Source organism: Parasphingorhabdus pacifica (genome assembly GCF_054779195.1).
The window spans coordinates 525,491-545,910 of the sequence record NZ_BAAGYS010000008.1 but is presented as its reverse complement, the minus strand read 5'-3'; the positions used below and the strand labels follow the sequence as shown (position 1 = coordinate 545,910).

20 protein-coding genes and 3 pseudogenes are annotated in these 20,420 nt (G+C 66.1%); 10 read left to right on the top strand and 13 right to left on the bottom strand.

Annotated elements, in window-relative coordinates; genetic code table 11:
- Positions 1-157 precede the first annotated feature (157 nt).
- From ACYVAN_RS14185 to ACYVAN_RS14175, 3 genes are all read left to right on the top strand, one after another.
- The gene (locus ACYVAN_RS14185) at positions 158-1,024 is read left to right on the top strand and encodes an alpha/beta fold hydrolase (protein WP_460959651.1); all 867 of its coding nucleotides are present in this window, start codon (positions 158-160) and stop codon (positions 1,022-1,024) included.
- Positions 1,025-1,105: 81 nt separating this feature from the next.
- Entirely contained in the window at positions 1,106-2,101 is a 996-nt protein-coding gene (locus ACYVAN_RS14180; RefSeq protein WP_460959649.1) for an NADP-dependent oxidoreductase, read from the top strand.
- Between the two features lie 61 nt (positions 2,102-2,162).
- Positions 2,163-2,588, top strand: a complete 426-nt coding sequence (locus ACYVAN_RS14175; protein WP_460959647.1) for a PaaI family thioesterase — start codon at positions 2,163-2,165, stop codon at positions 2,586-2,588.
- Positions 2,589-2,650: 62 nt separating this feature from the next.
- Here ACYVAN_RS14175 and ACYVAN_RS14170 read toward each other — a convergent pair.
- The 4 genes and pseudogenes from ACYVAN_RS14170 to ACYVAN_RS14155 all read right to left on the bottom strand — a co-directional run.
- Positions 2,651-3,097 (bottom strand): annotated as a pseudogene (locus tag ACYVAN_RS14170) (Tn3 family transposase); the annotation flags it as partial.
- Between the two features lie 25 nt (positions 3,098-3,122).
- On the bottom strand, positions 3,123-3,533 hold the full coding sequence (locus ACYVAN_RS14165) for an ester cyclase (RefSeq protein ID WP_460959645.1): 411 nt from the start codon (positions 3,531-3,533) through the stop codon (positions 3,123-3,125).
- A 752-nt stretch (positions 3,534-4,285) separates the two neighbouring features.
- A complete protein-coding gene (locus tag ACYVAN_RS14160) occupies positions 4,286-5,119 on the bottom strand; it encodes an aldo/keto reductase (protein WP_460959643.1) in 834 nt (277 codons plus the stop codon).
- 249 nt (positions 5,120-5,368) lie between these two features.
- Entirely contained in the window at positions 5,369-5,866 is a 498-nt protein-coding gene (locus ACYVAN_RS14155; RefSeq protein WP_460959641.1) for a hypothetical protein, read from the bottom strand.
- A 503-nt stretch (positions 5,867-6,369) separates the two neighbouring features.
- On the opposite strand from ACYVAN_RS14155, the gene ACYVAN_RS14150 reads away from it, so the two are divergent.
- Positions 6,370-6,822, top strand: a complete 453-nt coding sequence (locus tag ACYVAN_RS14150; protein ID WP_460959639.1) for an STAS domain-containing protein — start codon at positions 6,370-6,372, stop codon at positions 6,820-6,822.
- A 250-nt stretch (positions 6,823-7,072) separates the two neighbouring features.
- Positions 7,073-7,540, top strand: coding sequence for an FHA domain-containing protein (locus tag ACYVAN_RS14145; RefSeq protein ID WP_460959969.1), 468 nt, complete (start codon positions 7,073-7,075; stop codon positions 7,538-7,540).
- Between the two features lie 50 nt (positions 7,541-7,590).
- Here ACYVAN_RS14145 and ACYVAN_RS14140 read toward each other — a convergent pair whose 3' ends face one another.
- The 3 genes from ACYVAN_RS14140 to ACYVAN_RS14130 all read right to left on the bottom strand — a co-directional run bounded on the left by ACYVAN_RS14140 (position 7,591) and on the right by ACYVAN_RS14130 (position 12,380).
- Complete coding sequence (locus ACYVAN_RS14140) at positions 7,591-8,985, bottom strand: DUF2254 family protein (RefSeq protein WP_460959637.1); 1,395 nt, start codon at positions 8,983-8,985, stop codon at positions 7,591-7,593.
- Between the two features lie 204 nt (positions 8,986-9,189).
- A complete protein-coding gene (locus ACYVAN_RS14135; RefSeq protein ID WP_460959635.1) occupies positions 9,190-11,283 on the bottom strand; it encodes a putative bifunctional diguanylate cyclase/phosphodiesterase in 2,094 nt (697 codons plus the stop codon).
- A gap of 167 nt (positions 11,284-11,450) precedes the next feature.
- Positions 11,451-12,380, bottom strand: a complete 930-nt coding sequence (locus ACYVAN_RS14130; protein WP_460959633.1) for a hypothetical protein — start codon at positions 12,378-12,380, stop codon at positions 11,451-11,453.
- 438 nt (positions 12,381-12,818) lie between these two features.
- Between ACYVAN_RS14130 and ACYVAN_RS14125 the strand changes: the two genes are divergently transcribed.
- Positions 12,819-13,025: a hypothetical protein gene (locus ACYVAN_RS14125; protein WP_460959985.1), complete on the top strand. Its 207-nt coding sequence runs from the start codon at positions 12,819-12,821 to the stop codon at positions 13,023-13,025.
- Between the two features lie 10 nt (positions 13,026-13,035).
- Here ACYVAN_RS14125 and ACYVAN_RS14120 read toward each other — a convergent pair.
- From ACYVAN_RS14120 to ACYVAN_RS14110, 3 genes and pseudogenes are all read right to left on the bottom strand, one after another.
- A pseudogene (locus tag ACYVAN_RS14120) lies at positions 13,036-13,326 on the bottom strand (SGNH/GDSL hydrolase family protein); the annotation flags it as partial.
- A 441-nt stretch (positions 13,327-13,767) separates the two neighbouring features.
- Positions 13,768-14,484 (bottom strand): SDR family oxidoreductase, encoded by a 717-nt coding sequence (locus ACYVAN_RS14115; protein WP_460959631.1) that lies wholly within the window; start codon positions 14,482-14,484, stop codon positions 13,768-13,770.
- Between the two features lie 318 nt (positions 14,485-14,802).
- Positions 14,803-15,405, bottom strand: a complete 603-nt coding sequence (locus ACYVAN_RS14110; RefSeq protein ID WP_460959629.1) for a sigma-70 family RNA polymerase sigma factor — start codon at positions 15,403-15,405, stop codon at positions 14,803-14,805.
- A 218-nt stretch (positions 15,406-15,623) separates the two neighbouring features.
- Between ACYVAN_RS14110 and ACYVAN_RS14105 the strand changes: the two genes are divergently transcribed.
- The gene (locus ACYVAN_RS14105) at positions 15,624-15,770 is read left to right on the top strand and encodes a hypothetical protein (protein ID WP_460959627.1); all 147 of its coding nucleotides are present in this window, start codon (positions 15,624-15,626) and stop codon (positions 15,768-15,770) included.
- 50 nt (positions 15,771-15,820) lie between these two features.
- Positions 15,821-15,871 (top strand): annotated as a pseudogene (locus ACYVAN_RS14100) (hypothetical protein); the annotation flags it as partial.
- Between the two features lie 216 nt (positions 15,872-16,087).
- On the opposite strand, the gene ACYVAN_RS14095 reads toward ACYVAN_RS14100, so the two are convergent.
- Positions 16,088-16,276, bottom strand: coding sequence for a hypothetical protein (locus ACYVAN_RS14095; RefSeq protein WP_460959983.1), 189 nt, complete (start codon positions 16,274-16,276; stop codon positions 16,088-16,090).
- Between the two features lie 807 nt (positions 16,277-17,083).
- Between ACYVAN_RS14095 and ACYVAN_RS14090 the strand changes: the two genes are divergently transcribed.
- A complete protein-coding gene (locus ACYVAN_RS14090) occupies positions 17,084-17,884 on the top strand; it encodes a phosphatase PAP2 family protein (protein ID WP_460959626.1) in 801 nt (266 codons plus the stop codon).
- Here the strand turns inward: ACYVAN_RS14090 and ACYVAN_RS14085 are convergent.
- Positions 17,830-18,768 carry a class I SAM-dependent methyltransferase gene (locus ACYVAN_RS14085; RefSeq protein WP_460959624.1) on the bottom strand — a complete coding sequence of 313 codons (939 nt, stop codon included), beginning with the start codon at positions 18,766-18,768 and terminating at the stop codon, positions 17,830-17,832. The genes ACYVAN_RS14090 and ACYVAN_RS14085 overlap by 55 nt on opposite strands.
- A 45-nt stretch (positions 18,769-18,813) precedes the next feature.
- Here ACYVAN_RS14085 and ACYVAN_RS14080 point away from each other — a divergent pair, with 45 nt between their 5' ends.
- Positions 18,814-19,461 (top strand): ArsR/SmtB family transcription factor, encoded by a 648-nt coding sequence (locus ACYVAN_RS14080; RefSeq protein WP_460959967.1) that lies wholly within the window; start codon positions 18,814-18,816, stop codon positions 19,459-19,461.
- A gap of 298 nt (positions 19,462-19,759) precedes the next feature.
- Here the strand turns inward: ACYVAN_RS14080 and ACYVAN_RS14075 are convergent, their stop codons facing one another.
- On the bottom strand, positions 19,760-20,368 hold the full coding sequence (locus ACYVAN_RS14075) for a DUF5701 family protein (RefSeq protein ID WP_460959622.1): 609 nt from the start codon (positions 20,366-20,368) through the stop codon (positions 19,760-19,762).
- Between the last annotated feature and the right edge of the window lie 52 nt (positions 20,369-20,420).

The following is a 20,420-nucleotide window of genomic DNA, read 5'->3' as shown; positions in this document are numbered from 1 at the left end:
CCTTTGCCTGCGTCTCGATCTCCAAATACTATGTCGGTCATCATACATAGTTACCTGAAGCTTGATCGAGGAGGACGTGCGTGAGCGAGGAATCAGTGTCGGCGACGCTGACCGGGCACCGCGGGACCAGCGCATCGAACGTTGTGGGGAGTCGTACGTGAACAGCAACGATCAGGTCGTCACCTCGTACGCGAAGGCGCCGACCCGCACGGTCGCGGCTGGCGGAATCACGTTCGCCTACCGCGAGCTCGGTCCGAGTGGCGGCGTCCCGGTTGTGTTCCTGGTCCACCTCGCCGCCACTCTCGACAACTGGGACCCGCGGGTCATCGACGCTGTCGCAGCCGGACACCACGTCATCGCGGTGGACAACCGCGGTGTCGGCGCGTCCACCGGCTCCGTCCCCGACACTGTCGAGGCGATGGCCGACGACGCCTACGCCTTCATCGCCGCCCTCGGGTACGTGACGGTGGACGTCGTCGGCTTCTCCCTCGGCGGCTTCGTCGCCCAAATCCTCGTCGAGCGCCACCCCGACCTCGTGCGTCGCCTGGTCCTGGCCGGCACGGGTCCCCGTGGTGGTCGAGGCATCGTGAACGTCCCCGTGGTCACCTTCTCCGGGATCACCCGCGCCGCGATCGCCCGCCGCGACCCCAAGGAGTTCCTGTTCTTCAACCGCAACCCGGAGGGCAAACGAGCGGGCGCGGCGTTCATCCAACGCCTTGAGGAACGGACCGCCGACCTAGACGCACCGATGACGGTGTCTGGGTTCCTGACTCAGCTCGTCGCGATCGTGCGCTGGGGCATCGGCACTCCGTCCGATCTTTCGAAGATCACCCAGCCGACACTGATCGCCAACGGCGACAACGACCGCACGGTGCCCTCGGCACTCTCCTACGAGATGCACCGCCGCATCCCCGGCTCGGAGCTGGTCATCTACCGCGACGCCGGGCACGGCGGCGTTTTCCAGCATCACGAGGCATTCGCCCCTGCTCTCGTCGAGTTCCTCGACCGGGCAGAGACATCGTGACCCACCCCGTCGTCCATTACGAGCTGCGGTTCCCACCAGCCGTCAGCGACCACCACACCGTCGACAGAACGGAAACCGACGATGAAGGCCCACGTCATCGATCGTTACAAAGGCCCGATCCGAGCCGCAGACGTCCCCGAGCCCGACCTTGGTGACCACGACGTGCTCGTCGACATCCACGCGGCCAGCATCAACCCCTTGGATTCCCGGATCCGCAACGGAGACTTCAAACTCTTCTTGCCTTATGCCATGCCACTGATCTTGGGCAACGACCTGGCCGGAGTGGTGCTCCGCGGCGGGTCGAAGGTTACGCGCTTCGCCGCAGGCGACAAGGTCTACGGACGAGTCGACAAAAACCGTATCGGAACGTTCGCCGAACGGATCGCCGTCAACGAGCGGGACCTCGCGCCGAAACCGACCACGCTCACCATGCCCGAGGCGGCTGCAGTCCCGCTCGTCGGCTTGACCGCCTGGCAAGCGCTCGTGGAACGCGCCGACGTGCAGCGCGGGCAGAAAGTGCTCATCCACGCAGGCTCCGGCGGTCTCGGCACCCACGCCGTCCAAGTCGCCAAACACCTCGATGCCACCGTCGCCACCACCACCAGCACCAGAAACCTCGACTGGGTCGCCGACCTCGGAGCCGACGTCGTCATCGACTACACAACGCAGGACTTCGAGACCATCGCCCGCGACTACGACGTCGTCCTCGACACCCAAGGCGGCAAGGTTCTGTCCAAGTCGCTACGCGTGCTCAAGCCTGGCGGCATCGCCATCGGTGTCACCGGCCCACCTGACCCCGAGTTCGCTGACCAACTCGGACTCGGCTGGCCCCTGCGGTTAGCGATGACCGCACTCAGCCTGCCAACCAGGCGCTCCGCCCGACGCTACGACGTGCGCTACTCGTTCCTTTTCATGCGCGCAGACGGTGCCCAGCTCACCAAGATCACCAATCTGATCGACTCCGAAGCGATCCGGCCCGTCATTGATCGAACCTTCCCCCTCGAATCCACCGCCGACGCGCTCGCCTACCAAGAGACAGGCCGGGCGAAAGGCAAGGTCGTCCTCACCAAGTCCTAGAGACACCGAGCCAGCGAAACAGTCGAGCTTCCGATCGACGTACCCAAGGGAGAGCACCACCATGACCGAGCACACCGCCGACCTGCCGCCCGTCGACCCGGACAGCGCAAGTCGCTTCGTGGCCACCGCAGGTCTTGTCATTGACGAAGCCAGTTCCACCCATGTGCGCGGACACCTCGAGCTCGGCCCCGACCATCACACGCCCTGGGGCGTGGTACATGGCGGTGTCTACACCACGGCCGTTGAAAGCGCCGCGAGTATTGGAGCCTCCGCCGCCGTCGCCGACCGCGGCCAATTCGCCGTCGGCCTGCACAACGCCACCGACTTCCTCCGCGCCAGCACCGGAGGGCGCGCCGAACTCCGAGCTGAGGCAATCCACCAGGGAAGCACCCAGCAACTCTGGCTCGTGACGATCACCAACGAGCAAGGCAAGGCGCTCGCCCACGGCCAGGTGCGCCTGCAGAACATCGCCCGCGACCAAGCTTGACGTCCGACCCGCTGTATTGGTCCTATGATCCGTCTCACTGACCAATCCCTTGCGTACAGAGTTCAGAGCTCGTCGTTGGGGTCGCGTCGAGGTCGCAGCTCGCCTGGTGGGCTGCTGATGAAGGCGTAGCGCCCCTGGAGGTTGATGTGTCGCCATCCGAGCGGTGACAGGCGGGCGAGGTCTTCGTCGCGGGCGGGATAGCCCTGGCTGCGCAGCTGTTTGATGGTGGCGTCGAGATAGACGGTGTTCCAGAGTACGACCATGTTCAGTACCAACCCGAGCGCGCCGAGTTGGTTTTCCTGGCCCTGGCGGTAGGGCTGGTACAGCTGGCCGCGTTTGCCGTGAAAGATCCGGCGGGCCAGCGCGTGGCGGGATTCCTGGGTGTTGAGTTGGGTGTGGATGCGGCGCCGGTAGGTCGCATCGGCGTCAACGAAGGCCAGCATGTGCAGGGTTTTGGCGATGCGGCCGTACCCGGCCGCCCCGTCATGGAGACGGTTGAACCGGTGCTCGCTGACGACCCACCAGAGTTGTCACTCAGGTGTTAGAAATCGCGCCCAGCTGCCGCAGGATGCTGTAGTTGTCGTAGTACTCACGTTCGCGGTAAATCTTGCCGTCCCGGATCTCGACGATGTTGCACAAGAGGACCTCGATCTTCCGCCCCGTTGGCGCGATCCCGTCAAGCTCGTTCTCGTGCGTGCCCCGTACCGTGAGTTCCCGGACCGCGACGTCGTCCCCACACGCGAGAGTGCTGCGGGTCTCGAACGTCAGGTCGGGAAATGCAGTCTTGTACTTGTCGGCGACTGCGATGCCGGCCTCCGCTCCGGGCTGCTCCCCTTCAGCGTCGAGGTAGACGTAGTCGTCGTGGTAGAGCTGCCGCAGCCCGTCCAAGTCGTGTTGCCGCACCAGGTCGAACATCTTCTGCTGGATGTCGGTGGCCTCGGACATGGTCAACCCCTTTCCACCTGTGGATACGCAGGTACACCACTGATGCTAGACAGACGGTAGGGCGCTGCCAGAGGAATCCGACTCGAGGTGAATCCTGGAGCCACAAACGAAGTCGACGCCGGTGGGGGGTACGTAGCGACCACGAACGGTGACAGCACGGGGCGTGATGAACATCCGAACGGCAGACGGCGCTAAACAGTCCATGCAGGTCAATACAGTGACTCGGGAGCGGCCTGCGGGCGGCTGATCGCATCCAATGCGACATCTCCGGACCGCTGGACACCGCATGGCAGCTACACCGGGCATGGCCGGGCAGCACACTCATCGCGGTCGACGATGCCGGGCACGGAGGGCAATCATTGACCGACCAGCTCGTCGCGAGCCTCAATTCCCTGCGCGACTGAATTCTTCCGACGGGCGACGCTCTGACGCCACCACTGGACAGGAGCAGCGCGACAGGAACATGAATGCGACCGCACGAATGTGCTCCGGGGTGGTTTCACACTGCTCTCGAAGACATAGATGACCTCAACCGATTCGACATCTCGCACCCTCCGCCCGAACTGCTCCACGGAGCGAAGAAGATATCCGTCAGCCCCGGACTGACCGGAGATCTCCGGACTGACCGCAAAATGACTCGTACTCGGACGAACACAGATGTGAGCACGGGCCGACCTCACAGTGCGCAAGAGGAAATCCCAGCGCACCCAGCCACTTTGCGGCTCGGGACAGCTTCCGGAGCCCAGCCCGTGTCAGAGGATCTCCAGTGGCTGTTTCCGTGTCGGAGGCGGAAAAGTGGTGTCGAGAACGCGCAGGTCGTCCTCGGTCAGGTGGAGGGACAACGCGTTGCGGTTGTCCTCGACGTGGGCCACTGAGGACGCCTTCGGAATGGCGACGACGTCGTCGTGGCGCAATACCCACGCCAGCGCTACCTGTGCGGGTGTCCGCCCGTGGGCGGAAGCCACCTCGTTCAGCTGGTCGTCGTCGAGCAGGCGGCCTTGCTCGACCGGTGAGTAGGCCATGAGAGGAAGAGCGAGTTCCCGGCAACGGGGCAAAAGGTCGTATTCGGGACCGCGACGACTCAGGTTGTAAAGCACCTGGTCCGTCTGCGGGCGAGCGTGCGCGGGGAGGTCCGCCAGGTCGTCGACGTCGAGGTTGCTCACGCCCCACGATCCGATACTTCCTTCGGCCACCAGCGCCTCGAATGCCTCGACGGTCTCAGCCAATGGCACGGCACCCCTCCAGTGCAGCAGATACAGGTCGATGTGGTCGGTGCCCATGCGACGCAAGCTGGCGTGGCAGGCCTGCATCGTTCCTCGGGTATCCGCGTGTGAGGGCAAGACCTTGCTCACCAAGAACGCGTCGTCGCGGCGCCCGCGGATCGCCTCACCGACGAGCTGCTCGGCGGCGCCGTTGCCGTACATCTCCGCCGTGTCGATCAGCGTCAGACCCAGATCCAGCCCGTGGCGCAGAGCGGCGACTTCATCCTCGCGTTTGGTGGGCTTGTCGCCCATGTGCCAGGTGCCCTGCCCCAGTGCGGGTACGGTTTCTCCGGACGGAAGTGTCACCGTTCGGTCCGTCGTCATCGTCTGCCTGCTTTCTCCGAGAACGCTGTATTGCTTCGCAAGGTTCATGGTGCATGCACGGCACGCTCCCGCACGTACCCACCTACGAACGCCTTCCCGAATCGGCGCTTAAGCGTTGATCTCGGTGGTCCTGAGTTGGTGGAGTATCTCGCCGAGCAGTTCGCGACCGCCGACACTTCATGTGTGCAGTCCTAGGGCGAACGTGAGAAGACCCCGTTCGAGCATGTGCGGAAGATTCGTTCAGAAGGGTCAGTGGCGGGAGATTTCCGACATCGAGCCCGAGCTTGGCGACTGGACCGAAGGGCGATCTTGGGCGGCCGGGGACGGCTGCGCCGGCATCGGGACCCCGTCGGGCACAAGGCGGATCTCGGTGGAGACGCCGGCTTCGTCGGCCAGCATGGTGCCATAGGCAACCGCGTAGGCGTGCGCGGCGCGCAGGGAGCGGGCCTTGCTCGGAGCGTCGACAGCAGGGTGCAGGTCGGCGGCGGTGAGGGCGACCGGGACGAGGGCGCCGGTGCATGACCCGGTAGCCACGGCCTGTCCGGTGCTCTGCAGCCAGATCGCCGCGGGGGAGTCGAGGGGCTCGACGTGGATGCCGACGCTGCCTGCTCGGTCAAGATGCCAGGCCGAACAGCGCAGAGCCAGTTCTCGGGCCGCGCAGCGGCCCGCGGAGGCAGCAGCGGTGATCAGCTCGTGCCACTCGTCGCAGGGTTGGGGCATTTCTGGTTCGCTGTCGTTCTCACTCATCGCCACCGCCAAAGGCCGTGAAGTCCTGTGCTGGAAGGGCACTCGCAGGTCGCGGGAGAAACCGCAATCTCCCTGTCCGAATCCACGAGACCGTCTCCGGCACGGATGGATTGTGGTGCGGGTTGACTGCTCAACCGTTTGCCGTAGTCCTTCGGGGATGCCCACGACACGACCGCCGGTAAACCCTGTTCACAGCACCGTGTGAGGTCTCGGCTGGTGAGGCCGTGGCGCTCGTCGCGGTCCCTCGTCGCCGGAGTCCTGGCGCTGATGTGGGCCGCCCGGTGTTCTGCAGGTCAGCCGGGCTGTACTCGACCGGTATGGTGGTGGGTGGTTGAGTCGGCAGCCTGAATGACCCACCAGCCGAACGCGACAGCCTGATCGAAGTGTTCGCGCCGGTTCCTATTTCGTGGTTGTTGCTCCCTCGTATTGCGGGGCCAGGGATTTCGTCACGGGATCGTCTGTTCTGTTCCCTTCGTTGGCTGCCCCACTCTGGAGAGGCAGTCATGACCACTATTACGACGCCACCAAAGCGTGTTCCCACGGATGCGGGACCACACTCCGCGGCTAGTGCCACTTCCGGCATCACGCTGCGGCTCTCGCGTCCGACCAGCACCTCGATCGTGGTGCACATCGCCGGTGAACTCGACGGCAGAACCGCCCCACGCCTGCATGAACTACTGGCACCGCGGTTGTCCTCGACAGCCGAGAGCGTGATCCTTGACTTGTCCGGGCTGCGCTTCCTGGGCGTGGCCGGCCTGGAACTACTAGCCCACACCCACCGGCGCGCCGCCGGCCGTGCGATGACGATCTGCATCGTGGACAGACCCGTGTGCGTGGACCGCGCCCTGCACGCGGCCGGGTGGAGCGAGACCGTGCCCACCTACGTCACCGTCGAGGCCGCGATCGCCGAACTCGCCGGCCGTCTCCGCGAAAGCCCTGTCCATGCCGCTGGCTGAGCACAGTTCCAGTGCACGGGTCGGCATCGTCAGCATCAGGATCAGACGTGAGTGGCCAGCTCACGCGGCTGCCGCCCCCGCGGGCCGAACAGTGGGATCGGTAACGGGACACCTCCTACCGCGACACCAGCACGGCCACGTTGAGGCAACCCCCCCACCGGCTGCACTGATGAAAACCGGTAGGGCCTTGGCTGGTGCACGCCTAGGCAGGACTCCCACCCACATCGGGCTACCCGACACGACGTGATCCATCCGTGCAGGAGAGAAGAGCTATGGCTACCCCCGAACCGCGTGCAGCCGTCCCCACTGGGCGACGCTGGTACCCACCCGCGGGCCCCGAACGGGCTCCGGCATCGCCCTCGCAAACGGGCACATCACACTGGGCCGGGCCCGCGACTGCGACATCGTTCTGGACGATGCCACCATTTCCCGGCGCCACGCCGAACTCCACCACGACGATCACAGTCGCTACACCCTTGTGGACACCGGCTCACTCAACGGTATCTACCTCAACCGCCGCCCACTGAGGCAGCAGTCCGAGCTCGCCGACGGAGATGAGATCTGGGTCGGCAAAGCCCGATTCGCCTTCCACCTCTCTGGCGGGCCTCGTAGAGCTGCGGGGCGAGTCAGCCTGGCCCCCGGTGAGCTTCCGGCGCAGTCCGCCGTGACGCCAGCGGGCGCGGGCGGGGGCGGGGGCGTGATGAGGTCGGCTTGTTGAGTCCACCGAGCGATGCGGGGTTCCCGCCCGGGTTCCTTGCGATCTCGGACTCATTCTTCGGCAGGGTCGGCTAGGAGCTGGTTCTCCCGCATTTGCTCTTTGATCTGCCGAATGCGCTTGGCCCCATCGGGCAGTTCGGTTTCGTACATGGCCTGTTGCATCGCGTCGAAAGCGTGTTCCATCTCGAAGGTGAAGACGTGGTTGAGCGCGGTCGGCAATACCCGCTGCAGCCGGTCGAAGGCGATGTGCTGGTTGTCGGGCTCCAGCTGGGGCAGTGCCCGGGAGAGGACGGTGATGACAGCACCGCACGTTTGGTGTTGTCCGGACTGTCCGGAGGCGGCGATGACGCTGGTGAGCCCGTCGAGGACCTTGCCGATGACGGGGTCGTTGTAGACCAGCGGCAACGGGCCTCCGTGCGAGCCGGCGGAATGTTGGCTTTCCTGCTCCTGAAACGTGATGAGCAGGCTGTGCAACGTTTCGACCGTGATCCGCGCGCCTTCCGGGTCCGCGGAGGTGGCCGTGGCCGCCCAGGCCATGTTGGAGAGGTGGTCCACGCTGTGGGCCGCATCGCGGCCCAGGTCCCGCATCCGGCCAAGCCACAGCGCATCGAGGACGGCCTCGGCGAGGCGGTTGCGTTCGGCCTGGTCATCGGCGCGTACCTTGGCGAGCACGCCGCCGGAGACCACGTGCTCGCCCATGGCCACCTGGAGTTCGATCTCGGCCGTGTCGCTGACCGGGTGCAGGGCGTGGGCCAGCAGATCGCCGTTGATGTGCACGACATAACCGGCCTGCCCCGCGGTGACCTCGGTGGTGGGCACATCGGTGAGCTGCGCCTGCGCGCGGCAGCGAGCGAGCAGTGGTTGCTGGCCTGCCCGGGCCTGCCCCGCCAGTTGCTGCAGCATCCACACCGTCGCACTCGGACGGATCTGATCGACTGTGCTGTAGACGAACACCAACAGGCACACGAGCGTGATCGTCGTCAGCAGCAGGGCCAGTGTCCCGGCCATGATCGCTCCCGAGGGGACCAGGGCCAGAGCCAACAGGCAATACACGGTCAAGCCGACGAACAAACCGAAGAAGACCTGGTTGAGCTTGCGTCGCAGGAACTGGTCCAGCACCACCGGACTGTAGGTCGCCGATTGGTGCTGCACCGCCATCAACAGCACAAAGAAAATGATCGAGATGACCGTGAGCAGGCCCGGCGTCACCGTGGACAGAAACGTGGTCGTCACCTCCGCCGGTACCACCGTCGACACAGCCTGATACATCGGCCACGCCCAGTGCTGCGCGCTACGATCGAGCACACTGGCGATCACCGCCAGCACGATCAACAGGCCGGCCACCACCAAAGGCACCAGCAAGAACTCACGCAGCGAGTAGCTCACCCGATTGCGATGACGCGGGCGCGCCCTCGATTTTCCGCCCCGGCCACCGTTGCCAGCCATGTCACATCCTCCATCGTCACGCTCTACCCGAGAGTGCCTGTTGGTGAGAAGCACCGGCCCAGCCCTGCGGCCGTCCAGAAGGCCAGTTCTCCCGAAGCTCCCGGTAGCCGCGAGGTGGGTCTCGACGGTCCTGGTTCTGGTGACTTCGTGCTTGGGCTCGGGGGTGAGTCATCGTTGTGTGCGGGTCGGGGGTCTGGTGTGTTGCTACGCCTGCCGGGGGTTGAGATAGGCGTGGAACTCCGGGAGCGGGAGCGCGTGGGAGAAGAGCCAGCCTTGGTAGAGGTCGATGCCGAGGTTGTGGAGGGCGTGGAATTGGCCGGTGGTTTCGACGCCTTCGGCCACGCAGCTTCGTCCCATGGCGTGGCCCATGCCGATCATGGCTTGGGCGATGGCGACGTCTGCGGGGTCGGTCTCCACGCCGGTGACGAACTGACGGTCCAGTTTGAGGATCTGGGTGGGGAGATCTTTGAGGCGGGCCAGGGAGGAGTAGCCGGTGCCGAAGTCGTCCAGGGCGAAGCGCACGCCGCGTTCGGCGAGTTCGACCATGGCCTGGCGCGGTTGTGTGGGCAGCTCGACCAGGGACGTTTCGACCATCTCCAGGACCACGCGGTGCGGTTCGATGCCGGTCTCGGTGATGGCTGTGGTGATCTCGTCGACGAACTCCGGATCGTGCGGCAGCAGTTCGACCATATTGACCGCGACGTGCACCGGAGAGCCGTTCGGGGCGGGCCAGCTGGCGGCCTCTCGCAGTGCGGTGCGCAGGACCCACCGGTCCAGTGCGCGCAGCAGGTTACCCTGTTCGGCCACAGGCAGGATGAGTGCGGGGGAAAGCAGCCCGCGGTCGGGGTGTGGCCAGCGCACCAGCGCCTCGGCCATGACCACGGCACCGTCGCAGTCCAGGATCGGCTGGTAGTGCAGGGTCAGCGAGTCATTGTGGAGGGCCTCGCGGAGCTCGCCTTCGAGACCCAGCTGCTCTTCCATCGTGCCGATCAGGGCGCGGTTGGCCAGCGATATTCGTCCGGGGCCCTTGCTCTTGGCGTGAAACATGGCCGTGTCGGCATAGCGCAGCAGGTTCGTCCCGGCGGTGTCGGCGTCGAGCATCGACGCCCCGATCGAGGCCGACACGGTGACCAGCTGCCCGCGCAGCGGCACGGTCGTGCGCAGCAGCTCGGCCACCCACGTGGTGAAGGCCTCCAGACCGCCGAGGGCCTCGACGTCCGAACAGATGATCAGGTATTCGTCGCCGGACAGGCGGGCGGGGGTGCACCCGGACGGCAACCCGTCGGTCAGGCGCCGCGCCACGGCGGTGAGTAGTTCGTCACCGGCCTCGTGGCCGAGCGCGTCGTTGACGCGCTTGAAATTGTCCAGATCGCAGAAGAGCACGGCGACTCGCTCGGCGCCTCCTTGCAGCACGGTGCCGAGCAGCTCGTTGAGGCCGATGCGGTTGAGCAGCCCGGTCAGCTCGTCGTGGGTGCTTTGGTGCCGCAGCTTGTCGGTCAGGCGTTGCCACTCGGTGATGTCCTGGAACACCACCAGCCAGAACCGGCTTCCGTCGTCGGCCACCGACGGGGTACTGAGCACCTCGCAGGGCACCGGATATCCCTCTGAGGAAAGCAACATCCGCTGGCGCACCCGTGGCTGGTTCAGGCGGGAACTCCCTGCTTCGTCGGCGATGAGGCCCGCGTCCCGGTCGTTTGGGTGCAGCAGGCTTATGGCTGGCATGCCGTTCAGGTCCTGTGTTCGATAACCCAACAGGTGGGACAACGCCTCGTTGGCATCGAGCACATGCCCGGCTTCGGTGAACAGCGCGATCCCGACCGGGGTGAGGTCGAACAGGTCGCTGAACCGTCGGCTGGATCGCTGCTGGCGGGCACCGGCTTCGCTCTCATCCCGGAGGACCTGGAGGAACCCCGCCGGGGCGCCGTCCGCGGTGTGTTGTGCGGTGATCACCACGTGGGCCCAGAAGTGGGTGCCGTCCCGACGCCGGCACCAGCCTTCCTCGACATGGTTGCCGAATTCGGTGGCCTGAGCCAACTGCCAGTCCGCACGCCCGGCAGCGGCCTGCTCGGGCGGGGAGAACACGGAGAGGTGCTCGCCGATGATTTCCTCGCTGCGATAGCCCAGGATGTGTTCGGCCGCCTGATCCCACCGCTGCACGTGACCGGTCGCATCGAGCACGAGGGTGGCGTACTCCCGCAGGTCCGCGGCCAACACCCCCAGCCGGGCCTCGGTTGCCGCCTGCAACCGAGCGATCCCCGAGTGCTGGCCGCCGGCGCCGGCCTCAGGTTGTTCCTGCATCAGCCCCCCTCAGAAACTGCCATGGCCTCATCGTGGGCTGGCTTTTTGGCGCGGCGGGATCGTGCTCGAAGTACCGAGCATAGCGCGACAGGCTACGGATCGAGGTGTGCCCGGATTTGGTCATCAACAGCGTCAGACAGGGTGCCGGAACGGTATCGACACCCCAGTTAGATTCGCCGCCTGGGTTGATCCCGTCCTTGCACAGCATCGCCAAAGAGGAGGTTCAGGATGGTCTCGCTGTGCTGATTGTCCGCGCCTGCGGCGGTGATCGTCTGCACGGCCGGATAGCCGCGCAGGCCGACCTCGGTTGGCCGTCCCGCGGAGATGATCGTGTAGACCTCGCGGATCGGGTAGGTGTGCACGGCCCTGACCCGTTGGGCAAGTTCGTCGGCGGCCACGCCCGCGAGGAGATCGCCCAGCACGCCCTCGTTGCGCACCGCCAGCTCGATCCAGCCGAGATAGGTCTCGTCGTTCGGCCATTGGTGCGCGACACCGGGCGAGCTCATCGCGGATTGCTCGTAGGGAGGAAGCGGCTCGACGCGTAACCGCAGGACATCCGGATGTTCACTCCACGGACGTGCGACATGCTCGGTTAGGTAGCGATGAACCTCCTCGGGCGACACGGCTCCCTCTCGTGGAACGAAGCAGAGCACGAAGGTGGGCACCGGGGGAGGGCCCTGCATGGCAGGATCGTTGATCCGGTCGATGAGCGTGCGGCCACTGTGGGGAGGCGACAGCAGCGCACCGATGCGGCCGATGAAGTTGTGCGCGTCGTTGGGAATGGCCTCCTTCGGGAGCGGATTGTTGCCGAACGCGACCAGGTCAGCCTCGGACAGGAAGAGCCCGTGCGGCATGCCATGAGGCTGACCCACGCCTGGCGCATCAAAGGAGAGTCCCTGGACTGTCGGCCAGAGATCGGGCTGGTTGCCTTCCAGGCGCAGCTGTCGGTACTGCCACAGGCCCGGAACGCGCGCGAACATGATCCCGTGCACGTCACGCCAGTAGGCCTCGCATACGTCCTGCGGGAGATCGGCGCGCCACCAGCAGAAGGACGTCAGGGACAGTTCGGCAGCGTTCTCTAGGCCGACGGTGTCCACCACTTCGGACGATGACCCGTTATCCACAGGTAGAGTTTGCCATCACGACGTTCGCGAGCGGCATCGCAGCGCAGCGCGCCGTCCATCCCGCCGACGGTGTATCACGACCGTCAGCCGATGGACCCGTTTGCGTACGGGTGCCTGGCGACGCCCTCTTCTGAGCGCCAGACCGCCAAGACACCCGTACGTAAGCGGATCTCCGTTGCGGACTGCCGCCGATCAGCCTGGCTCAGCGGCGAACGGCCCGCTGACGCGGAAAGCTAGGTCGGCGAAGCGTTCGCCGATGAGGTGGTGGGTGGCGGCGTCGGGGTGGGAGCTGGTCGGGCAGCGGAAGCTCGGCAAAGTCCGCCTTGCCGTAGAGGTCGCGCCCGTCGAGGTAGTGCAGGTGAGGGTCGTCGGCCGTCCCGCTGTTGCACCATGCGGGTCAGTTCGTCGCGGATGACGTTCAGTGTCAGCTTCCCGGCGGCGCGCTCCGCCGGGGCGCTGGTGGCCCGGAACCGCAGTTCTCCGGCTCTGAGCGCGCTGAAGTCGAAGGCGCCGGGGCCGGAAGGCACGCAGCCGCATCAGGTCGATGTTGACCAGTTTGATTCCGATCTTGCCGCTGATCAGGTCGGCGGGGTGTCGCGCGCAGGGCGCGGGTGGTGAACGCATCGAGCAGGGCACTGCCGCTCAGCCCCAGGTTGATCAGTTCCACGCCTCGAGGGCGGGCGGCCACCGCGGTCCAGGTCCCGGTGGGGTTCTCGGCGTTGGAGCCATGACTGATCGAACTGCCGTGGTGCAGCCACACCCTGCGGCTCTTGTTCGGGACGGGCTCGAGGAGGCGTCGGTGCGCAAGGTGACCAGTTGGGTGCTCTCGTTGGGCGTAACCAGACCTCGATGTCTTTCGCACGGTCGGGCAGACCGGGGACCGGACGGTGCCGACCGGGCCGGGCCGGGTTTCGGCCATCCCGGTGGTCGTGTCCACGGTCAGGACGTTGCCGCCGGTCACACTGGCCTGGCCGGCCGTGCTGCCGTCGACAAGCAGCTCGTATACACCGTCGGGCCGGGCCGGGACACCCTGGTAGACCGCCTTGGTGGCCAGGCGCCATGGCCAACTGCCCGTCGGCGCACTGGGCACGGGCCCGAGCGGCAGCCGGTGCGGCAGCACCCCGTGATCGGTGCGCTCCAGCCTGTCAACCAGGTTCGGTGACCCGCACATGATTTTCGGCCCGGGCGGATCGGTTTCAGCGTCCGTAGATCTCGCACCGGTGCTCCATCTCGATGACCAGCATCGGCTACCGTGCCGCCTCCAGAGACACCTACAGGGACCTACTGCGATCGCCCCCAGCCGCTCGCCGCATTAATCGGTCGCGCCAACGTCTCGGTAGCGGATGGCTCACTGAGAGGATCAGCGGGCTCGTGCAAGCCAGCTGGCGAAGTCGTCCCCCGCGATGATCGCACCGGGCCCGGGGCGCAGGGCGCCGCCGCGGACGGCGTCGCTCGCTGGGCCTGCAGCGACCGTCACCGACGGATCCAGCCGGGTCACCATGTCCGGCAGATGCTCGGGCTGTGGTCCCGCGAGCTCACACAGCGGGGCGCCGTCCTCGTGGGTGACAAGCTCCAGCAGGACGCGGGTGACCTCGTCGAGAGCGACCGGCTGGGTGGGCCAATCGGGAATGGTGGCCGTGTCCCCGTCGCGCATCCAGCCAAGCATCTGACCGGCGAAGTCGTGAAACTGTGCGGCGCGCAGGACCCGAACGCCGGGCGCGTACTTCTGTGCTGCGTGCTCATGGGCGAGTTTGGCGACGAAGTAGCCGTCCTCGGGCGTCTGATCGACCCCGATGATCGACAGCACGACCGTGCGTCGCACGCCCCCGGCGGTGGCGGCACGCCCGAGGTTCTCGGCGACCGAGGTGAAAAACGTCGTCGCCTCGTGCTGCTCCTGGCTCGGCGAGTTGGTGACGTCGATGACGGTGTCGACGCCGGTGAGGTCGAATCCCGAGGCGTCGCTGAGGTCCACGCCGGTAGTTCGGGACAGCTCGACGACGTCGTGGCCGGCTTGCCGGGCGGCCGGGACGAGGCGGCGGCCGATGAGGCCGGTGGCTCCGGCGATGGCGATGCGCATGCTGAGATCATCCTTCGTGTCGTTGCTGTGCCGTGCTGGTCAGATGGTGGCTCAAGGCGGCCAGCTTGTCCGGGTTGACCACTAGGTGGACCCGCTGGATGTGCCCGTCGACGACATCGACGGTGATCGCGGCATCGAGTGCGTCCTCGAGCCAGGTGATCGCCCCCGGCTGCCCGTTGAGTTCTGCGAGCTGGAATGCTCGCCGGTGAAAGCGAGCCGGGGTGGATCCCGGCCAGGAAGCGGGCCACCTTTCCGGCTCCGATGATGGGGCTGCGCGCGGATTTCACCTTGCCGTCGCCGTCGGTGTAGAGCGTGGCCTCAGGGGCGAGCTCGGCATTGCTGCGAGATCGCCGCCTTGGCAGGCGGCCAGAACCGTTTGATCACGCGGCGCTGGGTAACCCGGTCAGCACCAAATCGCGGGTGGCGCGCTTGCACGTGCTCGCGTGCCCGGTGGGCAAGCTGACGCACGCTGGCCGTCGAACGGCCCAGTGTGGTTGCGATGTCCTCGTATGGGTAGCCGAAGACCTCCCGCAGCAGGAACACCGCCCGCTCAATCGGCGCCAGCGTCTCCAGCACCACCAACATCGCTGCCGAGGCGGACTCGGCCACCATCACCGGCTCGGCCGCATCCGCCTCGGCCGGCTCAGTGATCAGCGGCTCCGGCAGCCACGGGCCCACGTACGACTCGCGCCGTGCTCGGACCGTGCGCAACCGGTTCAGCGCCAGGCGGGTCGCGGTGCGCACCAGATACGCCCCCGGGTTGGTGACCTCCGAGCGGTCCCGAGTCGACCAACGCAGCCACTTCTCCTGCACGATGTCCTCGGCATCGGCCACACTGCCCAGCATCCGGTAGGCCGTCGCGAAACACTGATCCCGATGACGTTCGAACTGCGTCGTGCGGTCTGCTTCCGAGTCAGCCATCGGTCCTAGCCAGTCCTGCCGAGTTGCTTGCCTACTTCCCATCAGACACGTGACGAGGCCTCGGGTGTGACACGCGGGCGACAAATCACCACTCACTAGACGTCCGCAGAAAAACCCTTACGCACATTTCGATCTGGACCCGGTGACGGACATCGATCAGGCGAAACGCTGACCAGGAGCGTCTCAGATACCTAGTACGGTGAAAATCTCAGTGAGGGGTGGCTGAGCGTTACACTGTCGATCACGTCTGGCTGCCTGATCGGCTATGCCCGCTGCTTCATCGCGAGCAAGACCTCACCGCCCAATGCCGGCGTCCGGCCGAACTCGGCGTCGCCGACGAGCGGATCTACCTCGACCACGCCTGAGCGGCACCAAGTGAGCACGCCCCGGCTTGGACGACCAGGCACCGGCGGCGGTGCGAAACGGCGACACCCTGGTCGTACCGAAACTCGACCGCCTCGCCCGCTCTGTGCCAGACGCCCGCGCCATCCGCGATGACCTCGTGGCTCGCGGCGTTGCGCTGTCGCTCGGCGGGCAGGTACGACCCACGCGATCCCATGGGCAAGATGTTCTTCCTGGCCACCTTCGCCGAGTTCGAAGTCGACCTCCTGCGGATGCGCACCCGCGAAGGCATGGCCGTCGCTTGCGTCAAGGGCAAGCTGCGCGGCAACAGCCCAAGCTCTCATCGAAGCAGCAAGCCGAGCTGCGGCGCATGCACGACACAGGCGACTACACGATCACCGACCTCACCGATCGTCGGGTCCACCAGCAGACTGTCCAGCGCGGCACGACGCTCGTCGGTGAACTCCGGCGCCAGCCGGTCAAATGTTTCCTGCCGTGCAATCTCGCGAGCATGCGCGACCCGCTCCATCACCGTCACCGGACCCGCGCGGATCACCTTCGCCGAAATCAGGTAATCGACGCCAGCCGAAACAGCAACGTCGGCGAATCATGCTCCATCTCCAGCGACTCGCCAGGCGCACCACCGCCGCCCGCGCGCCGAGCTCATGCGGAACGAACCCGAGCCACGGCAACGAACACAGGGCGACGGCAAGCCCCAGCCGGTCCGCCGACCCTTCTACCCCGGCCGGGATCGACGAATGCCACATCCGTCGGAATCAACGTGAAAAACCGGACCGGGGACGCACGCACCACCCAGTCCGGTCGCCCAACTCGCTGGTTCCGGCAGGCAAGCCGGACTGAACGTCGGACTCCAACCCGCAAATGCGTCGTTCCCCAGCCTGCCAAGACTTTCATTACCGTTTGCTCGATTACGTTTTACAGTCAACGAAACAAAAAACTTGCTGGGGCTGAAATGTCCGCAAAAGCGTGCGCGCATAATCGCGCTTATGTGCGGTCAGTTCGGATTGGCTCGCCGTCGGCGCCCCATCGATGGCGAGCTGTCGCAACGGAATCAACGCAATCCCGGCAGGGATGCAGGGCGGACCAAAACTAGGGGGTCGTCACCGTGACAAAAACAGGACGAGGGCACGGTCAGGATTGAGGCGCCCGGTGAGGCTTCCGCCTGAGCCGAATCCGGGCCTCTGTGGCGACAAAAGCGGTTCGAAACCCCGCCCGCAAAGCCCGAACACTCCCGTCGGCGACAGAATGGCAGTTGTCTCCACGATCCGGTGATCACGTGATGGCGATGGTCTGCGCACTCAGTAACCTCGTAGGGGTGGGCACAGAACGACAGACCGATGAGATTCAGGAAGACGGTATGGCTCCGCCGGCGGGAGCTCGAACCGAGCTCGTGCAGGCAAGTACCGAGTCCACAAGCGTGAGCGCGGACCTGCGGGTCGTCTCGCAGCGGTGGCCGTGGTTGCCCGCGGTGTTCGGTCTGGTGCTGAGCACCCTGTGCGCCTTCGGCTTCGCCGGACTGGCCGAGCAGGTTTTCGAACAAGGACCGCTGGTGGGCCTGGATCGGCGCCTTGCCGAGATGGCCGGACCACTGCGATCACCGGGCGGACTGGAGGTCTTCGCGGTGGTGACGTGGTTGGGCGATTCCCTGGTGGTGACACCCGTGGCTCTGGTGGCCGGGATCGCCTTGGTACGGGTATTCCGATCATGGGCGCCGCTGGTTCTGCTGCTGCTGGCCTCGATCGGAACCGCCGCGACGGTGGAGCTCATCAAGTTGACCGTCGCCCGGCCCCGTCCACCCGCACTGCCCATGGTCGCGATGGAGGACGGATTCGGCTTTCCCTCCGGGCATGCCGCGCACTCGGCCGCGGTGTATCTCATGGTCGCGTGCCTGCTGACGCAAGTCTTGTCGGTGCGCTGGCAACGCATCGGTGTGGTGCTCGTGGTGATGCTGCTCATCGCCGTCACCATGTGTTCGCGGGTGGTGCTCGGAGTGCACTCACCATCAGATGTACTGGCCGGCCTGCTGTTGGGGATCGGACTGACGACAGCACTGCTCAGCGTCTACCGGCTCCGGCTGCCCGCGCGGCGCATGCTGGCAGACCTCGCGCGTCGCTGACCCGCGTACGCAGGGCTGTGGGGCATGATCGGCGGTCCGATGAGCGTGACCCAGTCGCTGGCCCCGACCAGGAAAGAGGTAGTGCGCTGGCCCGGTGGCAGCAGGTCCGGGACTCCGCCGCCTGGCGACGGTGAGCTCGGCCGCGCGCACCTGCGGATGACGTGGCCCAGTTTCCCTCCCGCGCGCCCCCCGCAAGTCCGAACTTCGCGGTTAACGCGTGGATGTGGGGTCTCGGTGGGGATGGTTTGGGTGATGCGCCAGAGTCGGCGGGGCAGCTCGCCTTCGGCGAAGGGGTGGACGTCGTGCAGGTGCCAGCCGTCGGCGAGCGCGTCGACCAGACTCCGGGAGAAGAAGTGCACGGCGAAGCCGCCGTGCTCAAAGATGTCGTCGCCGTGGGCCGTGCCAGTGCCGTAGTGCGCGTCGCCGGTGTGGCGCACGGTGTAGATCAGGGTGCCGCCGGCTTGCAGCACCCGGTGGATCTCGGTGACCAGGACGTGGATTTCTGCGGTGGACAAAGCCATGCATAGCAGCATGTGTGCAAACACCGCATCCACACTGTCGGTGGCCAGCGGCAGCCGATCGCGGACGTCGCAGACGGTCGGGGCAACGTAACCGCCCAAGCCCTCGTGGTCGGCCTGAACGCGCAGTTGCTCCAGCCCGGTGGAGCTGAAGTCGGTGGCGGGCACGGTGAATCCGCAACGGGCGAAGTGCAGCGCATCCCGGCCGTGCCCGGCACCGAGTTCCAGCACCGTGCGCGCCCCAGCAGTACGGAAGACCTCCGCTGCGTGTTGCGCGGGCTCGGAGGGCCGCCAGCCGTACATGTCCGGGTGTGCGGTATAGACCGATTGCCAGTGGTCCTGCTGGTCGTGGTGCAGGTTGGACATGTATTCCATTGTTCCACGTAATTATGGAATAATGCGCGCGTGGTCATGGACAAGACTGATCTGTATGACGCCGTCGCCGGCACCGGTAAGGCCTTGGCGCACGGCAAACGTTTGGAACTGCTGGAACTGCTGGCCCAGGGCGAACGCCCGGTTCAGGAGCTGGCCCGGACTGTGGGGCTGAAGCTCACCACAGCCTCGGCCCACCTGCAGGTGCTGCACGAAGCCGGGCTGGTGACCACGCGCAAGCTGGGAACGCGCGTGTTGTATCGACTAGCCGGCGATGATGTGGCCGGGTTGCTGTCGGTGCTGTGTCGGGTCGCCGATACTTACCGCGCCGATGTGGAAACCGTCCGCCGCGCCTACCTCGACACCGCAGGCATCCGGCAGGTCGGCCGCGACGAACTCCTGCGGGCCGCTACCGAGGGCAGGGCACTGGTGCTGGACGTGCGCCCCGCCGAGGAGTACGCCGCCGGGCACGTGCCCGGCGCGGTCTCCATTCCCGTGGACCAGCTGGCCGACCGGTTGGCCGAGATCCCGGCCGATACCGAGGTCGTTGCTTACTGCCGCGGACGCTACTGCGTGCTGTCCTACGACGCGGTGCGGCTACTGCAGGCCAGCGGACGCGAGGCCGCGTTGCTGGAGGATGGCATCCTCGAGTGGCGCCGCGACGGCTTTCCCGTCACCGCCGCCTGATCCACCACTGGTTCCCGGGAACGTCGATGACCATCGCGGCCGCACTGCACCCTGCCCAACGATGGATCCTCGGCGACCTCGTTCCCGCTCAGATCTTCAGTGGCGCCGTACTGGCCGCCGGATTATCGAGGAAGAAGTATCGCTCCAGCTCCGCCGGGGCAGCGTCTCGGACCGCCATAGGCCGCGTCCGCGGGTCACGGTTTAGCGGTGTCCATCGTTCCGATGTTCCTCAACCCCCGAGCGGACGAGATACCCACGCACACGCACACGGGGCATGTCACGGTGACGGTAAAGGTTCTCAACTCGGGCCGATCCGGCCGGAAGCAGAGGCCATACCGAGCCAGGTGTGCGGATTGCCGCCCCAGCACCAACCCAGCCGGGGCGAGCCCTTGCTCACCCAGATACCGGTGACCCGTTTGTCCCCGGCACGCGAGCCCAGCATCTCGAAGCAGTTCCGTTCCCGCAGCCACTGCGGGTACTGCAGCGCGAGCGCGAGCCCTTCTTCCAAGGTCAACGGGGTCCGCCCGGCCGAACGAATCAGCGGCAATGCGTCGTCGGGGCGGACATTGCGGGTCTGTCCACCAGTGTCGATACCAGTGATCAGGTACAGCGGTGAATCGGGGATGTCGAGGTCCGGCGTCGGAGCGAAAGCCGCGATGTCCTCGAAGCTCATGGTGGTGAAACCGGATTTGCCACGCAGCTCGATCAGGTCGATCATCCGGTGTGCCGGGACCAGCCGGCGGTTGATTGCGAGTACGGACGGCAGCTCGGGTTGATGGTGTTCCAGCGCGGTCGCGTGTTCACGGAAGGTTTCCTCGGTCATCCCGGCCAACGCGGGGATGCCGCGTTGCACCAGCCACTCAATCTGCCGGCCCAGGTCGGCAAGCTGATCATCAACTGTGGGCATCCGTACCTCCGCGAGGTGAGCTCGTCGTGGCCTGGCCGATCCGACCACCGAC

Bases quoted from the DNA above. Each gene is read 5' to 3' on its own strand.
- ACYVAN_RS14180 (WP_460959649.1), top strand. From the start codon at position 1,106: ATGAAGGCCCACGTCATCGATCGTTACAAAGGCCCGATCCGAGCCGCA.
- ACYVAN_RS14175 (WP_460959647.1), top strand. From the start codon at position 2,163: ATGACCGAGCACACCGCCGACCTGCCGCCCGTCGACCCGGACAGCGCA.
- ACYVAN_RS14165 (WP_460959645.1), bottom strand. From the start codon at position 3,533: ATGTCCGAGGCCACCGACATCCAGCAGAAGATGTTCGACCTGGTGCGG.
- ACYVAN_RS14160 (WP_460959643.1), bottom strand. From the start codon at position 5,119: ATGACGACGGACCGAACGGTGACACTTCCGTCCGGAGAAACCGTACCC.
- ACYVAN_RS14155 (WP_460959641.1), bottom strand. From the start codon at position 5,866: ATGAGTGAGAACGACAGCGAACCAGAAATGCCCCAACCCTGCGACGAG.
- ACYVAN_RS14150 (WP_460959639.1), top strand. From the start codon at position 6,370: ATGACCACTATTACGACGCCACCAAAGCGTGTTCCCACGGATGCGGGA.
- ACYVAN_RS14140 (WP_460959637.1), bottom strand. From the start codon at position 8,985: ATGGCTGGCAACGGTGGCCGGGGCGGAAAATCGAGGGCGCGCCCGCGT.
- ACYVAN_RS14135 (WP_460959635.1), bottom strand. From the start codon at position 11,283: ATGCAGGAACAACCTGAGGCCGGCGCCGGCGGCCAGCACTCGGGGATC.
- ACYVAN_RS14125 (WP_460959985.1), top strand. From the start codon at position 12,819: ATGACGTTCAGTGTCAGCTTCCCGGCGGCGCGCTCCGCCGGGGCGCTG.
- ACYVAN_RS14115 (WP_460959631.1), bottom strand. From the start codon at position 14,484: ATGCGCATCGCCATCGCCGGAGCCACCGGCCTCATCGGCCGCCGCCTC.
- ACYVAN_RS14110 (WP_460959629.1), bottom strand. From the start codon at position 15,405: ATGGCTGACTCGGAAGCAGACCGCACGACGCAGTTCGAACGTCATCGG.
- ACYVAN_RS14095 (WP_460959983.1), bottom strand. From the start codon at position 16,276: ATGGAGCGGGTCGCGCATGCTCGCGAGATTGCACGGCAGGAAACATTT.
- ACYVAN_RS14085 (WP_460959624.1), bottom strand. From the start codon at position 18,768: ATGTCCAACCTGCACCACGACCAGCAGGACCACTGGCAATCGGTCTAT.
- ACYVAN_RS14080 (WP_460959967.1), top strand. From the start codon at position 18,814: ATGGACAAGACTGATCTGTATGACGCCGTCGCCGGCACCGGTAAGGCC.
- ACYVAN_RS14075 (WP_460959622.1), bottom strand. From the start codon at position 20,368: ATGCCCACAGTTGATGATCAGCTTGCCGACCTGGGCCGGCAGATTGAG.